The sequence below is a fragment of the Psychrobacillus antarcticus genome (assembly GCF_029533155.1).
In the GTDB taxonomy this organism is placed as follows: Bacteria; Bacillota; Bacilli; order Bacillales_A; family Planococcaceae; genus Psychrobacillus; species Psychrobacillus antarcticus.
The window spans coordinates 35,018-49,468 of record NZ_JAIZDB010000012.1 but is presented as its reverse complement, the minus strand read 5'-3'; the positions used below and the strand labels follow the sequence as shown (position 1 = coordinate 49,468).

Sequence of the window (14,451 nt, the reverse complement as noted above, 5' to 3'; positions counted from 1 at the left end):
GCATATGAAAATCAAACTCGGCACACAACTAATACTAGAGCCAACCTCTACAGATAAATCAGAAAAATATCGATGTAAGGTGGTAGATTTAGACGACCAATTTATTTATATCGACTATCCAATGGATACACTTTCCAATAGAACGGTTTTTTTAATGGATGGCATGCAGCTAAGAGCAACCTTTGTGGAAGAATCAAAGGCAGTTTATGCTTTTCAAACAGAGGTATTAGGAAAAAAATCAAAACAAATCCCTATGGTTAAGCTTACACTTCCAGCAGACGCTGAATTTTTGCGTATACAACGTAGAGATTTTGTTCGTGTGAATACTTCTATTGATATCTCCGTACAATTTGAAGAGGAGAGATACCAATTCGTTACAGATGATATTAGCGCTGGAGGAACGGCTGTCATCATAAACAAACCAGTTAACTTTATAGCTGGTGACGAAGTAATGTTATTAATTCCATTGTTATTTAACAATGGAGATATTAAGTACGTCACAACTCTTGCGCAAGTAGTTAGGATTTGGGAAAAAGGATCCCTAACAATTGCTTCTATACATTTTACAGATACGGATGATCTAGATAAGCAACAAATAGTACGATTCTGTTTTGAACGCCAACTATTTATTCGTAAAAAATCAATGAATTAAATGAAAAGAAAAGAGGCTTCTCAAAAGTAAAACTTTTGGGTAGCCTCTTCCAATTTACGGTGAAAATAAAATGTGAACTTACTTGGCATAACATTCTAAAATAAGTTATCTTTTCGACGCTTGCTTTTTTCTCATTACTACTGTTCTATGATAAAATGTAAAGGAATAGAGTGGAGGCAATTAAATTGAACAAACAAATACAAATAGCCATAGATGGCCCAGCAGCAGCAGGAAAAAGTACGATTGCAAAAAAGACAGCAGAGTTACTAGGGTATACATATGTAGACACAGGTGCGATGTATCGTGCAATTACGTATAAAGCACTTCAAGAAAACATAGATTTGCAAGACGAAGATAAATTAACCAACTTGTTAAAGGAAACTATTATTGAGTTAAAACCTTCTCCAGCTGGGCAATTAGTATTTCTCGATAATGTAGCAGTCACCGAGGAAATTCGTTCTAAAGTAGTAACAGCATCTGTTTCGGCAGTAGCTGCGCATGCAACATTACGAGAAGAAATGGTTAAAAGACAAATGGAGATGGGTAAAAACGGTAGTGTCGTAATGGATGGTAGAGATATTGGTACCCATGTATTAAAGAATGCTGAACTGAAGATTTTTATGAGTGCCAGCGTAGAAGAACGAGCGAATAGAAGATTTTTAGAAAACCATAATAGAGGAATTGAAACAAACTTCGAAGAACTTAAACAAGAGATTGCTCTAAGGGATAAGTTTGATAGTGAACGAGAAGCATCACCATTAATACAGGCGGATGATGCAATTTATATTGATACGACATCCTTAACGGTTGATGAAGTGTCCGAAAAAATTATGCACCTAGCAAAAGAAAGGATGTCCTAATATGAATTTATACTCCTTTGCAAAAACGTTTGTTTTTTCAGCGTTGAAACCAATTTATCGATTTGAAGTTATTGGAACGGAAAACTTTCCGAAAGATGGCGGAATTTTATTATGCTCTAATCATATTAATGCGTTAGACCCGCCAGTGGTCGGAATACTTGCTCCTAGACCTGTCCATTTCATGGCAAAAGCAGAACTATTTAATATTCCACTATTAAAAGCGATTTTACCTGGTGTGAATGCGTTTCCTGTGAAAAGGGGGTTGAGTGATCGGGATGCCCTTCGAACAGCTATTAAGCTTTTAAAAGGTGGAGAAGTAGTAGGATTATTCCCTGAAGGGACAAGAAGTAAGGACGGTACGCTAGGAAAAGGATTTAGTGGAGCGGGATTCTTTGCATTACGTGGGGAAGCAAATGTAGTCCCTTGTGCAATAATAGGACCTTATAAACCTTTTAAAAAGTTAAAAGTAGTATATGGCGAAGCAATTGATATTAGTCCATACCGTGAAAGAAAGGCCTCTGCAGATGAAGTGACAGATATTATTATGGAGAAAATAGGCCAATTAATAGACGAACATAAAGCGAAATAGTAAGAATCTTTTCATTTGCAAAGTGCTTCCTTTTGTAATTCTGTGCCAATTCGCATAAAATAGAATAGAGACGCTGTGAAGGAGGAATATCATATGTCAGAAGAAATGAACTTAAACGACACGAATGAGTTTAAAGAGGGTGAACTAGTTAAAGCAACGGTTGCACAAGTAGATGAGAAATCTATTATTGTAACAATTGAAGGAGCACCTTTTGATGGAATAGTTCCAATAAGTGAACTATCTAGCTTGCATATTGAAAAAGCATCCGACTCCGTTTCCATCGGTGACGAATTAGAGTTAATGATTACCAAAGTGGAGGAAGCTAACTATGTTCTCTCTAAAAGAAGAGTGGATGCGGAAATAGCTTGGGATAAGTTAGAAAAGCAATTCCAATCTGGAGAAATAATTGAAACTGAAGTGAAAGAAGTAGTAAAAGGCGGCCTGGTAGTAGATTTAGGTGTCCGTGGTTTTATTCCTGCTTCCTTAATTGAGGATCATTTTGTAGAGTCCTTTGAAGATTATAAAGGGAAAGTAATAACCTTTAAAATAGTAGAACTTGAAAAAGCTAAAAACAGACTAATTCTTTCTCATAAAGCAGTTGTAGAAGTTGAAAAGTCTGTTAGCAAGCAACAAACCTTTGAATCCATCAAAAGTGGTGACATTCTAACAGGTAAAGTGCAACGTTTAGCTTCGTTTGGTGCCTTTGTCGATATAGGTGGAGTGGATGGACTTGTTCATATTTCACAAATTTCGTACGAGCATTTGGAAAATGTTGCGGACGTTTTATCCGAAGGGCAAGAAGTTAAAGTAAAAGTATTATCGATCGATCGGGATGCAGAAAGAATTTCTTTATCTATTAAAGATACGCTACCTGGACCATGGGCGGAGATTGAAGAAAAGGCTTCAAAAGGAGCAGTTCTTACAGGGAAAGTAAAGCGCCTTGTTTCGTACGGTGCGTTTGTAGAAGTTTTCGCTGGAGTAGAAGGACTAGTGCATATTTCTCAAATTGCCCATAAGCATATTACTAACCCACAAGAAGTACTAAAAGAGGGCGAAGAAGTACAAGTTAAAGTAATGGAAGTTAACATTACTGAAAAACGTCTCTCTTTAAGTATTAAAGAATTAGTTGAAAATGAAGATAAGTATAATATAGAAGATTATCAAATGCCGGAGGAATCACGAGGATTTTCTATCAGTGATGTCCTAGGTGATAAGTTAAAAGGCTTCATGAAAAATAACTAAAACTATACACTATTTAAAACAGGTGACTTTAATAAGTCGCCTGTTTTTGTCTTTTTGTTGTATAATACAAAATAGACGAAGTTGGAAGGATGAATAAATAATGACAAAACCAGTAGTAGCAATCGTTGGTAGGCCAAATGTCGGCAAATCGACTATATTTAATCGAATCGTAGGAGAGCGTGTATCTATCGTGGAAGATATTCCAGGTATTACACGTGATCGTATATATAGTTCTGCCGATTGGTTGACACATGAATTCAATATTATCGACACAGGAGGTATTGAATTAAGCGACGAACCGTTTTTAGAACAAATCAAACAACAAGCAGAAATAGCGATGGACGAAGCAGATGTTATCATATTCTTGACGAATGGTCGTGAAGGGGTTACAGCTGCAGATGAGTATGTAGCTAAAATTTTGTATAAAACAAAAAAACCAGTCGTTTTAGCTGTAAACAAAATCGATAATCCAGATATGCGCGATATGCTATATGACTTTTACGCTTTAGGATTAGGTGAACCTTTCCCTATCTCAGGTTCTCATGGACTTGGATTAGGGGATTTGCTAGATGAAGTAGCGAAGAATTTCCCAGAAGTAGAGGATTTAGAATATGGGGAAGAAGTTATTAAGTTTTCACTAATCGGACGTCCAAATGTAGGGAAGTCTTCTCTGATCAACGCATTTTTGGGACATGATCGTGTAATCGTAAGTGAAATCGCTGGAACAACAAGAGATGCGATTGATACGGAATACACTTTTGATGGTCAGGAATACGTTATGATTGATACAGCAGGTATGCGTAAAAAAGGGAAAGTATATGAAACGACGGAGAAATACAGTGTATTACGTGCGTTAAAGGCGATTGAACGTTCTGACGTTGTTTTAGTTATCCTGAATGCGGAAGAGGGTATTCAAGAGCAAGATAAAAAAATTGCTGGCTATGCACATGAGGCTGGTAAAGCTGTTATTATCGTCATGAATAAATGGGATGCTATTGAAAAAGACGATAAAACGATGATTATGATGACAAGAAAAATTAGAGATAATTTCCAATTCCTAGATTATGCACCGATTGCTTTCGTGTCTGCTATAACGAAACAACGTGTAAATGGACTCTTCCCAATTGTTAATCGGGTAAGTGAAAATCATGCAATGCGTGTTCAGTCTTCTATATTGAATGAGGTAATTGAAGACTCTGTGGCAAGAAACCCAGCTCCAACCGATAAAGGGAAAAGACTGCGTATTTACTATGCGACTCAAGTGGCTATTAAACCGCCAACTTTCGTTGTATTTGTTAATGATGCTGAAATGATGCATTTCTCTTATGAAAGATTTTTAGAAAATCGTATTAGAGAGTCCTTTGACTTTGAAGGAACTCCAATCCGGATTATCACGCGTACAAGAACTTAATCCTATTAGTTTTAAAGGAGCGAAATAGCGATGGAAAAAGTAACTGTACTAGGTGCAGGAAGCTGGGGAACAGCCCTAGCAATGGTTCTCGCAAACAATGGACACGACTGTCTGTTATGGTCTCATAGAAATGATCAGGCAACAGAAATAACTACAATGCATACAAATAAAAAATATTTACCCGATACGATCTTACCGGCTAATTTAAAGGCTACTAGTGACTTTCAACAAGCAATTCAACATGCAAATGTTATTGTGATTGCTGTTCCAACTAAGGCGATAAGAGAAGTTTGCCAAAACATGCTACCTTTCTTGGATGAAAAGAAGCTATTTGTACATGTTTCTAAAGGAATTGAACCTGATTCGCTAAAAAGGATATCAGAAATGATTCAAGAAGAGATATCTGCGGATGTCACAGAAGCAATAGTCGTATTATCTGGTCCAAGTCATGCAGAAGAGGTTGTCTTAAAGCATCCAACAACGATTACAGTTGCAAGTGAAAATATGATTGCTGCAGAAAAAATTCAAGATTTGTTCATGAATAAATATTTCCGGGTCTATACAAACGATGACGTAATTGGTGTAGAAATTGGAGCAGCTCTCAAAAATGTCATAGCTTTAGCAGCAGGAATTGTGGATGGGCTAGGATATGGAGATAATGCAAAAGCCGCCCTAATCACTCGAGGACTTGCAGAAATCTCTCGTCTAGGTATCAGCCTAGGTGCGAAAGGCTACACGTTCTCCGGTTTAACAGGCATGGGTGACTTGATCGTAACATGTACAAGTGTGCATTCTAGAAATTGGCGTGCTGGTAATATGTTGGGTAAGGGAGCAACCCTTGATACAGTGTTAGAGGAGATGGGCATGGTCGTGGAAGGTGTCAGGACTACAAAAGCGGCATATCAACTCGCTAATAAGCAACAAGTGGATATGCCAATTACAGAAGCGTTGTATTCTGTTTTATTTGAACAGGTCAATCCTAAAGAGGCTGTGGACATTCTCATGCACCGCACGAAAAAACATGAATTAGAAGATTATAAAACGTTCTAAAATTGTCACAAATGCAAAGAGTTGTTGTTAATAACAACTCTTTTTTGACTGTATACTAGAAATAATGTTTTTATCAAGTGCTTCTTTTTGAGTGGTTACCTTGAAATTTCTGCTCATCTGTCTAGCTCCTGCGCCAAAGCTCATCGCAGAAGAACGTTGTCAGGGCTTACGTAGGCGCTTGCGCTTTTCCTATATGGTATACTTTTTTATTGTAGAAAGGTGTGGAAGTTGTTGTGTTATTAATATCATCAATGGATAAAATGTGGATATCGTTTGGGTCTATGGGCTGTATGTTATTAGCGATGATATTTATGTTTTTTGTGAAAAATAAATTAAAAAATAAAATGTTGAAATTTATATTTGGTCTGATTGCATACATATTATTATTTATAGGTTTTATTACGATGATTTATATAGTATTTAACCCAACTAAGGCATAGCAAGGAGATTCCTATGAAAAACTTTAAACTTATTGCTGTTGTAATTATGCTAATGGTTTTCTTAGCCGGATGTGGTTATAAAAGTGGTTATGAGCCAGAGAATTTATTGCCATATGAGGATCAACTGCTAGCGGTTCAAAATGCTGTAGATAGTTTTCAGCAAGACTCAGGTGGACTTTTGCCGATAAAAACGCGTGATATGGAAACTGATCAATACATTAAATATCCAATTGACTTTAGTAAAATAATTCCATTAAAGCTTGGAAAGGCTCCGGCCAATTCATATGAAGCTGGGGGTATTTATCAGTACGTACTAATGGATGTAGAAGAGAATCCTACTGTTAAATTAGTAGATTTACGTATTGCAGATACTCTTCGTGACATTAACCATAGAAAAAGTATAAATGGATTCGGACCTATAGCTGAAACGATTGCTGAAGGTGTCTATAAGCTTGACTATGAAAAAATGGGGTATGACAGCGAGTTGTCTGTTCAAAGCCCTTATTCCGATACTCAGTTGCCAATAGTAGCTACTGGTGATGGGGAAGTCTATGTGGATTACTCGATAGAGCTGAATAGATTACTTCAAAAAACAGAAGAGAAAATAAAACCTGGAGATGACATTCGTTTTCTCTTAACAGATAATTTTGCGATTGTCCCAGCTTATTCGCTACCTTACACAGTAAATGAAAAGAATGAACCGGTTATTATGTTGAATAAATAAAAACGACGTTTCATGCATTATGCATGAAACGTTTTTTTTGTGCATATATTAAATTGCTAAGAAAGGAGCGTATCCATGTCGAGTAAACTGTATGAACAGATAGCAGAAAGAACGAATGGTGATGTGTATATTGGTGTAGTAGGTCCTGTCCGTGTTGGTAAGTCTACTTTTGTAAAACGCGTAATGGAGTTAGTAGTAATTCCGAATATCCAGGAAGAGGCAGAGCGTCTACGTGCACAAGATGAATTGCCTCAAAGTTCTCCTGGCAATGTGATTATGACAGCGGAGCCTAAATTTGTACCCGCTCAAGGGACAAATATTCATTTAGGGGAAGATCAGCTACGTTTGCAGATCAGACTAGTAGATTGTGTTGGTTATATGATTGACGGCATTAAAACGCATTCTGGTGAAGAAGGTCAAAAGCTTGTGCATACCCCGTGGCATAGCGAAGCAATACCTTTTGAGGAAGCAGCTAGAATTGGCACAGACAAAGTAATTAGAGATCATTCTACCATCGGAATAGTTGTCACAACAGATGGAACAGTAAATAATATTCCACGTATGGCAGTTGAAAGTGCCGAACAACAGATTATCACGCAACTAAAAGAAATTGGTAAACCATTCGTTATCATTCTTAATAGCAAAAATCCAGGCCATTTAGAAACAATTCAATTAAGTGAAGAACTTCAAAGACAGCATGAAGTTCCGGTAATTGCAACTGCCGTTGATCGCATGACTGCTGAGGAAATTCAGTACATACTCCAACAAGCACTCTATGAATTTCCGATCACGGATATCGAGTTACTCAAGCCAGATTGGACCGATGTATTAGAACCGGACCATTTTGTCAATAATGCCATAACATCTTCCTTACATGAATGGCTCCAACTAGTATCCAAAATGAAAGACGTAAAAGAATTAGCATCAAGATTTAAGCAGGTTCCCTTTATCCAGTCTGCTGAAGTAGTAGAGGCAAATCCAGGTAGAGGGTCAGCATGTATCCAAATTGGCCTAAAACCCGAAGTTTTTCAAGAGGTTTGTGATGAATGGTTAGATGAACCCATTGAGTCGAAAAAAGACTGGCTACTGTTTGTCAAAGAGGCTTCTACAGCTAAAAAGGCATACAATAAATTTTCAGAAGCATTAGAAGCCGCGAAAAAACATGGTTATGGCGTATCTTTACCAACTATTCAAGATTTTCAGCCAACTGCGCCAGAAATTATCAAACAAAATAATTTCTATGGTGTAAGTTTAAAAGCAAAAGCAGCTTCTCTTCACATTATTCGTGTGGATATGGAAGCAGAATTCGCACCATTAATCGGGTCTGAATTTCATAGTCAGCAATTATTAAAAGATCTAAAACATGGATTTTTACATGACCGAGATGCTTTGTGGCAAACACAAGTTTTTGGAACTTCATTAGTGGAAGTATTAAAAGAAAGTTTACGTTATAAAACGGAAAGTGTTTCGGATGTTGCGAAGAAAAGAATGCGCGAAACGATTGAAAGAATGGTAAATGAAGGTGACCGAGGGATGGTCACATTTATATTGTAAATCCAATACAGGACTTTTTGCGACTATGCAAAAAGTCCTATTATTGTGTTAAAATGACCTTTTTTTGAGGAAACTTAGCTAAACTAGTGCAAATAGTGTTGCGAAGGATTTTTTGTTGTGATACTCTTTTTACAGGATTGAAGCTATCTTCCTTTGAGAGGAGGTGAATGATATGAATAAAACTGAACTAGTAAACTCTGTTGCAGAAGCTACAGAACTTTCTAAAAAAGACGCTACTAAAGCTGTTGAAGCTGTATTTGAATCAATTCAATCTGCACTTGCAGGTGGTGAAAAAGTACAATTAATCGGTTTTGGTAACTTTGAAGTTCGTGAACGTGCTGCACGTAAAGGGCGTAACCCACAAACAGGTGAAGAAATCGACATCGCTGCAAGCAAAGTACCTGCGTTTAAACCAGGTAAAGCACTTAAAGACGCAGTTAAGTAACTGATGTTGTAGTACATAGAACGGTTATTGTGGAGCTTGCTTCACGATAGCCGTTCTTTTCAATTAAGTTCTGTTGTTACATTACTCATTTGTTAACCCACTCATAAAAGAAAGCAAACATTAAGAATTCGCATAGCAAATGACAAATTTATTTAAAAGAAGCATTTCATATGCTAATATTCAATTGATATAATACATAGTTTTAGGGGGTCTACAGATGACAAAAGTCGATCTGACCAAGATAGAAGAAGCGGTTAAAATGATTTTAGAAGCAGTCGGAGAAGATCCAAGTAGAGAAGGATTGTTGGACACTCCAAAAAGAGTAGCTAAAATGTATGCAGAGATGTTTGAAGGTTTGCATCAGGATCCAAAGGAATATTTTAAAACGGTCTTTAACGAAGAGCATGAAGAGCTAGTTTTAGTAAAAGATATATCATTCTACTCCATGTGTGAACATCATTTAGTTCCTTTTTACGGTAAAGCACATGTCGCGTATATTCCTCGTAATGGGGTGGTCACTGGTTTAAGTAAACTTGCTAGAGCTGTAGAGACAACTGCAAGACGTCCTCAACTACAGGAGAGAATTACCTCAAGCGTGGCAGATGATATCATGCAAATGCTTAATCCATACGGTGTATATGTTGTAGTCGAGGCGGAACATATGTGTATGACGATGCGCGGAATTAAGAAACCTGGTGCAAAAACAATTACTGCTGTGGCACGTGGAATTTTAGAAACAGACGATGTGAAGCGCTCAGAAATACTTTCATTCATAAACATGAAGTAATAGCTTTGGATGTCGGCTTTAGAATATGTTATGATGGAAAAAGACTATGAACAAAGGAGACTATAATATGTCTAGTTCAGAATATATTTTGATAAAAGCAGAAGAAGATGGAGTTCATGTAATTGGCCTTACAAGAGGAACAGATACAAAATTTCATCATTCCGAAAAACTGGATAGTGGCGAAGTAATGATTGCCCAATTTACAGAGCATACCTCAGCCATGAAGATCAGAGGGAAAGCAACAATCCATTCTGCCAATGGAATAATACAATCCGATTCTAAAAAATAATAGAGAAAAATAGCATATAAACAGATTAAGCGCGGTTGGGAAATGGAGTAAAGTGTATGAACGAAGCATTGATCAAACAACATATAAAGCAGTATAAAGATGCTATTCTTAAACAAGTTCTACAAAGTACTTTGTTGAAGTATACCGGGGCTCCTGTCATTGATGAAGAGCGTTTGTTTTTTACACTTTTACCACTTTTTAATGGGGAAGAATGGGAAGACTCTCAAAGAAATTCTGCCATTGCAGTAACTCTTATCTTTTCCGCATTAGCTGCCCACGACTTAGTAAAAGAAATGAATGCAACAACCAAGGAACAGCAACTGCAAGTATTAGCCGGGGATTATTATAGCGGGAAGTATTACCAGTTATTAGCCAGCGACAAACAATTAGTCCTAATCCAACAATTGTCGGATGGGATTGCAACAATATCAGAACACAAAACTAGGTTTTATGATCGAAAGTTATATAGTTTTGAACATCTGATTCAATCTATCCAATTGATCGAATCTAAATCTATCGAACAGTTTTTCGAACATTATTCATTTCATGAGTATGTATTTTTTATGAAAGAGTCCTTGCTACTTATTTCGTTAAAAAAAGAACTAGCAGCTTATGGGCAAGGCAACGACCCTTTTTATATAAGTAAATCTAGTCAATTACAAGCTAATATCAATTTGCTAAAAGCAGAGATCAAAAAAGTTGAATCATTACTCATAGATGAGGTTAAAAACTCAGAGCTATTACAAGATCATCTAAAAAGTATAATATTAGAAAAATTAATGAAATGCACCTTAGTACAGCAGTTGAGAGAAGGTTAAATCGTGGGAAAATCAAAAGAACAACATGTGCATGATGTTTTTGAAAAGATATCCGATAATTATGATTCGATGAATTCAGTTATCAGCTTTCAACAACATAAAGCATGGCGCAAAGATACGATGAAGGCCATGCAAGTAAAATCTGGAAGCAAAGCATTAGACGTGTGTTGCGGGACGGCAGATTGGACAATCGCATTGGCAGAGGCAACTGGACCAACTGGAGAAGTAAGAGGTTTAGATTTTAGTCAAAATATGTTGAATGTTGGATTAGAAAAAGTAAAACAAATTTCGCAAATTGAGTTAATACAGGGAAATGCAATGGAATTGCCATTTGAAGATAATTCCTTTGATTATGTAACGATTGGTTTTGGTTTACGAAATGTACCGGACTACACACAAGTATTAAGTGAAATGAATCGTGTTGTAAAACCAGGTGGAATGGTTGTTTGTTTAGAAACATCTCAACCAGATTCAAAATTATTCAATGGATTTTTCCGATTCTATTTCCGCTACATCATGCCGATATTTGGAAAACTTTTTGCGAAAAGCTACAAAGAATATTCATGGTTGCAGGAATCTGCCAAAGATTTTCCGAATAGAACAGAGTTAACGAAGCTATTTGAAAAAGTGGGCTTGGTCAATGTATCAAGTAAACCATATAGTGGTGGGGCGGCTGCTAGACATATAGGATACAAAAAAGATATTTAAGTGAGTGAGGTTGTAACCTTGGATAAGATGAAGTTAAAGTTACTCTATTCCGATTTAAAATCGGATCTTGATATCATCGAAAAAGAATTAGCTATAGCGGTGAATTCTTCTTCTCACTTATTGAATGAGGCGTCTCTTCATTTATTACGTGCTGGTGGAAAACGAATTAGACCAGTTTTCGTTTTGCTTGCATCGAAATTTGGAAACTCTTCAATAGATTCTATAAAAAGTGTAGCTGTTTCTGTTGAACTCATTCATATGGCTTCTCTAGTCCACGACGATGTGATTGACGATGCGGAAACAAGACGAGGTAGAGAAACGGTAAAAGCACAATGGAATAATCGAGTCGCGATGTATACAGGGGATTTTCTTTTTGCAAATGCAATTGAATACATAACAGATTTACAAAATACATATGCTCATGAAGTGTTATCGCAAACAATGGTGGAACTTTGTATCGGGGAAATTAACCAAATTGAGGATAAGCATTATCTTGATCAAACGGTTCGAGACTATTTACGTCGAATTAAACGAAAAACGGCTATTTTAATATCGGCTAGCTGTGAATTGGGAGCGATTGCTGCTCAAGCAGATGAGAAAACAATAAAGCATCTAAATCGATTTGGATATTACGTTGGTATGTCATTCCAAATAATTGATGACATTTTGGATCTTACATCTACTGATGAGCAATTAGGCAAACCTGCTGGATCTGATCTTGCACAAGGAAATATTACGTTACCTGTTCTATATGTTAAAGATGATCCAGCTATCAAACCTTTATTAAAAGAAATATTAGAGGGGACTATCAGTGACGTAAACCGACAACAACTGTTAACTAAAATTCGCGAATCAGACGGTATTGATCGTGCCAAACAAGTAAGTAATATATATTTGCAAAAAGCGCTAAACGAAGTTAGACAATTACCAGCAAATTCCGCAAAGAAATCATTACAAAACATTGCACTATTTATGAGTAAAAGAAAATTTTAATATAGGCGTGGAACCTGTTGTAAATAACCAGATGATAATTTAATTTGAAAATAATGAATTATAATGATAATATTTGTAACGGTGGAGAATAAAGTCCATCATATATATTCGAGGAGTGTTAACTATGGAAAAAACATTTTTAATGGTAAAACCTGATGGCGTACAACGTAACTTAATCGGTGAAATCGTAGGTCGTTTTGAAGCAAAAGGATTCCAATTAGTTGGAGCAAAATTAATGCAAATTCCTACTGAACTTGCTGAAGAACATTACGGCGAGCACAAAGAACGCCCATTCTTCGGAGAATTAGTAGAATTCATCACTTCTGGACCAGTTTTCGCAATGGTTTGGGAAGGTGAAAATGTTATCTCAACTGCTCGTTTATTGGTTGGTGCTACAAACCCTAAAGAATCTGCACCTGGAACGATCCGTGGAGACTTCGCAGTAACTGTAGGGAAAAATATTATCCACGGTTCTGACGCTCCAGAAAGCGCTGAACGCGAAATCGGATTATTCTTCAAACAAGAAGAGCTAGTATCTTACAAAAAAGATGCTAACAACTGGATTAACTAATAATAAAAATGGTTGTTTAAGACTTCGGTCATAAACAACCATTTTTTTATTTGGGAAATAACTTGTGTGAGAGAGAATGCGGCTATACGAGAGCTGCGTGTTTATACGAGAGAGACTTGCGCTTATACGAGAGAGAATGGCGACCATAAGAGAGCTGCATGTTTATACGAGCGGCAACTTAGCCTATACTAGAGAGATTCGTGCTTATACGAGAGAGAATGGCGGCTATACGAGAGCCCCATAGTTATACGAGAGGGATCTCCTCCTATACGAGAGAGCTTCTCACTCTCAACAAATAGTAAGACAGACAAATGTTCATATTTGTCTGTCTTTTTTGTATGTTCGAAATGCCATGGATAAGATATACTAATTATAGGTCTTCAGAAGGGGGCGAAATCATTTTGCCAGATTATATTAAATTTGTGGATTCCATTAAGAAAAAAACAGGCATAGATCTTGCGGCGTATAAAGAGGCACAGATGCGTCGTAGACTTACTTCTTTGTATGAAAAAAAGGGATTTAATAACTTTGTCGAATTTTATCAAGCACTCGACACGAATAGAGATCTATTGAACGAGTTTCTAGATAGAATGACGATCAATGTTTCAGAGTTTTATCGGAATGCGAAACGCTGGGATATACTGCAAACTAAAATACTTCCAAAATTATTAGAAACAAACAAACGCCTAAAAATTTGGAGTGCAGCATGCTCAACTGGAGAAGAGCCTTATACAATTGCAATGGTTTTATCTAATTATCTACCTCTATCTCAAATTGCTGTTCACGCAACCGATTTAGATGAAAATGCCATACAGCGTGCAAAAGTTGGTATTTATCCAGAACGCTCATTAGCTGAGGTTCCGGCGGATATAAAAAATAAGTACTTTGAGGACCAAACTCCATTTTATAAAATGAGTGATTCGGTTAAAAAGACTGTAACATTTAAAAAACATAATTTATTGAAAGATACATATGATAAAAATTTTGATTTGATTGTTTGTAGGAATGTGATGATTTACTTTACGGAAGAAGCAAAAGATCAAATTTATCAAAACTTTAGTGATTCATTAAAATCTGGAGGAATTCTATTTGTCGGCAGTACGGAACAGATATTCAATCCAAGTAAGTATGGATTTGAAACGGAAGATACCTTTTTTTATCGGAAAAAATAAGTGGAACTGTCCGAGGAATTTCGGACAGTTTTCTTCTAGTCTCCAGCGACACGATGTCGGAAACCAAAACTGACTTCTGAAAAATAGGCACTACTGCTTTTTTTCTATACATTGAACTGAAATTTTGATATAGTGATAAACAAATA

Annotated in this window: 17 protein-coding genes; all 17 read left to right on the top strand. The window is 36.6% G+C overall.

All coding sequences use genetic code 11. The features are described from left to right. Positions 1–4 precede the first annotated feature (4 nt). The 17 genes from LDK52_RS08125 (at position 5) to LDK52_RS08045 (ending at position 14,305) form a co-directional block, all read left to right on the top strand. On the top strand, positions 5–652 hold the full coding sequence (locus LDK52_RS08125) for a flagellar brake protein (protein WP_277585454.1): 648 nt from the start codon (positions 5–7) through the stop codon (positions 650–652). Between the two features lie 185 nt (positions 653–837). Then, entirely contained in the window at positions 838–1,512 is a 675-nt protein-coding gene (cmk, locus tag LDK52_RS08120; protein WP_277585453.1) for a (d)CMP kinase, read from the top strand. A 1-nt stretch (position 1,513) separates the two neighbouring features. Beyond that, positions 1,514–2,101 carry a lysophospholipid acyltransferase family protein gene (locus LDK52_RS08115; protein ID WP_277585452.1) on the top strand — a complete coding sequence of 196 codons (588 nt, stop codon included), beginning with the start codon at positions 1,514–1,516 and terminating at the stop codon, positions 2,099–2,101. Between the two features lie 93 nt (positions 2,102–2,194). Next, the gene (gene rpsA / locus LDK52_RS08110) at positions 2,195–3,343 is read left to right on the top strand and encodes a 30S ribosomal protein S1 (protein ID WP_277585451.1); all 1,149 of its coding nucleotides are present in this window, start codon (positions 2,195–2,197) and stop codon (positions 3,341–3,343) included. A gap of 100 nt (positions 3,344–3,443) precedes the next feature. Beyond that, positions 3,444–4,754, top strand: coding sequence for a ribosome biogenesis GTPase Der (der, locus tag LDK52_RS08105; RefSeq protein WP_277585450.1), 1,311 nt, complete (start codon positions 3,444–3,446; stop codon positions 4,752–4,754). 30 nt (positions 4,755–4,784) lie between these two features. Further along, on the top strand, positions 4,785–5,804 hold the full coding sequence (locus LDK52_RS08100) for an NAD(P)H-dependent glycerol-3-phosphate dehydrogenase (protein ID WP_277585449.1): 1,020 nt from the start codon (positions 4,785–4,787) through the stop codon (positions 5,802–5,804). 251 nt (positions 5,805–6,055) lie between these two features. Continuing rightward, positions 6,056–6,244 carry a DUF2768 family protein gene (locus LDK52_RS08095; protein WP_320415352.1) on the top strand — a complete coding sequence of 63 codons (189 nt, stop codon included), beginning with the start codon at positions 6,056–6,058 and terminating at the stop codon, positions 6,242–6,244. A gap of 13 nt (positions 6,245–6,257) precedes the next feature. Next, a complete protein-coding gene (locus tag LDK52_RS08090; protein ID WP_277585448.1) occupies positions 6,258–6,968 on the top strand; it encodes an LptM family lipoprotein in 711 nt (236 codons plus the stop codon). Between the two features lie 75 nt (positions 6,969–7,043). Then, complete coding sequence (gene spoIVA / locus LDK52_RS08085) at positions 7,044–8,522, top strand: stage IV sporulation protein A (protein WP_277585447.1); 1,479 nt, start codon at positions 7,044–7,046, stop codon at positions 8,520–8,522. A gap of 172 nt (positions 8,523–8,694) precedes the next feature. Next, entirely contained in the window at positions 8,695–8,967 is a 273-nt protein-coding gene (locus LDK52_RS08080; RefSeq protein ID WP_277585446.1) for an HU family DNA-binding protein, read from the top strand. A gap of 217 nt (positions 8,968–9,184) precedes the next feature. After that, positions 9,185–9,754: a GTP cyclohydrolase I FolE gene (gene folE / locus LDK52_RS08075; RefSeq protein ID WP_277585445.1), complete on the top strand. Its 570-nt coding sequence runs from the start codon at positions 9,185–9,187 to the stop codon at positions 9,752–9,754. 67 nt (positions 9,755–9,821) lie between these two features. After that, the gene (mtrB, locus tag LDK52_RS08070) at positions 9,822–10,043 is read left to right on the top strand and encodes a trp RNA-binding attenuation protein MtrB (RefSeq protein ID WP_277585444.1); all 222 of its coding nucleotides are present in this window, start codon (positions 9,822–9,824) and stop codon (positions 10,041–10,043) included. Between the two features lie 56 nt (positions 10,044–10,099). Further along, complete coding sequence (locus tag LDK52_RS08065; protein WP_277585443.1) at positions 10,100–10,861, top strand: heptaprenyl diphosphate synthase component 1; 762 nt, start codon at positions 10,100–10,102, stop codon at positions 10,859–10,861. Positions 10,862–10,864: 3 nt separating this feature from the next. Then, positions 10,865–11,569 (top strand): demethylmenaquinone methyltransferase, encoded by a 705-nt coding sequence (locus LDK52_RS08060; RefSeq protein ID WP_277585442.1) that lies wholly within the window; start codon positions 10,865–10,867, stop codon positions 11,567–11,569. Positions 11,570–11,587: 18 nt separating this feature from the next. Next, the gene (hepT, locus tag LDK52_RS08055) at positions 11,588–12,562 is read left to right on the top strand and encodes a heptaprenyl diphosphate synthase component II (RefSeq protein WP_277585441.1); all 975 of its coding nucleotides are present in this window, start codon (positions 11,588–11,590) and stop codon (positions 12,560–12,562) included. A gap of 124 nt (positions 12,563–12,686) precedes the next feature. Continuing rightward, complete coding sequence (ndk, locus tag LDK52_RS08050; protein WP_277585440.1) at positions 12,687–13,133, top strand: nucleoside-diphosphate kinase; 447 nt, start codon at positions 12,687–12,689, stop codon at positions 13,131–13,133. Positions 13,134–13,534: 401 nt separating this feature from the next. Next, positions 13,535–14,305 carry a CheR family methyltransferase gene (locus LDK52_RS08045; RefSeq protein WP_277585439.1) on the top strand — a complete coding sequence of 257 codons (771 nt, stop codon included), beginning with the start codon at positions 13,535–13,537 and terminating at the stop codon, positions 14,303–14,305. Positions 14,306–14,451 lie beyond the last annotated feature (146 nt).

Coding starts and splice junctions, on each gene's coding strand:
- LDK52_RS08095 (WP_320415352.1), top strand. CDS start 6,056: ATGGATAAAATGTGGATATCGTTTGGGTCTATGGGCTGTATGTTATTA.
- LDK52_RS08080 (WP_277585446.1), top strand. CDS start 8,695: ATGAATAAAACTGAACTAGTAAACTCTGTTGCAGAAGCTACAGAACTT.
- folE (WP_277585445.1), top strand. CDS start 9,185: ATGACAAAAGTCGATCTGACCAAGATAGAAGAAGCGGTTAAAATGATT.
- LDK52_RS08125 (WP_277585454.1), top strand. CDS start 5: ATGAAAATCAAACTCGGCACACAACTAATACTAGAGCCAACCTCTACA.
- LDK52_RS08100 (WP_277585449.1), top strand. CDS start 4,785: ATGGAAAAAGTAACTGTACTAGGTGCAGGAAGCTGGGGAACAGCCCTA.
- rpsA (WP_277585451.1), top strand. CDS start 2,195: ATGTCAGAAGAAATGAACTTAAACGACACGAATGAGTTTAAAGAGGGT.
- LDK52_RS08115 (WP_277585452.1), top strand. CDS start 1,514: ATGAATTTATACTCCTTTGCAAAAACGTTTGTTTTTTCAGCGTTGAAA.
- spoIVA (WP_277585447.1), top strand. CDS start 7,044: ATGTCGAGTAAACTGTATGAACAGATAGCAGAAAGAACGAATGGTGAT.
- ndk (WP_277585440.1), top strand. CDS start 12,687: ATGGAAAAAACATTTTTAATGGTAAAACCTGATGGCGTACAACGTAAC.
- LDK52_RS08065 (WP_277585443.1), top strand. CDS start 10,100: ATGAACGAAGCATTGATCAAACAACATATAAAGCAGTATAAAGATGCT.
- der (WP_277585450.1), top strand. CDS start 3,444: ATGACAAAACCAGTAGTAGCAATCGTTGGTAGGCCAAATGTCGGCAAA.
- LDK52_RS08090 (WP_277585448.1), top strand. CDS start 6,258: ATGAAAAACTTTAAACTTATTGCTGTTGTAATTATGCTAATGGTTTTC.
- mtrB (WP_277585444.1), top strand. CDS start 9,822: ATGTCTAGTTCAGAATATATTTTGATAAAAGCAGAAGAAGATGGAGTT.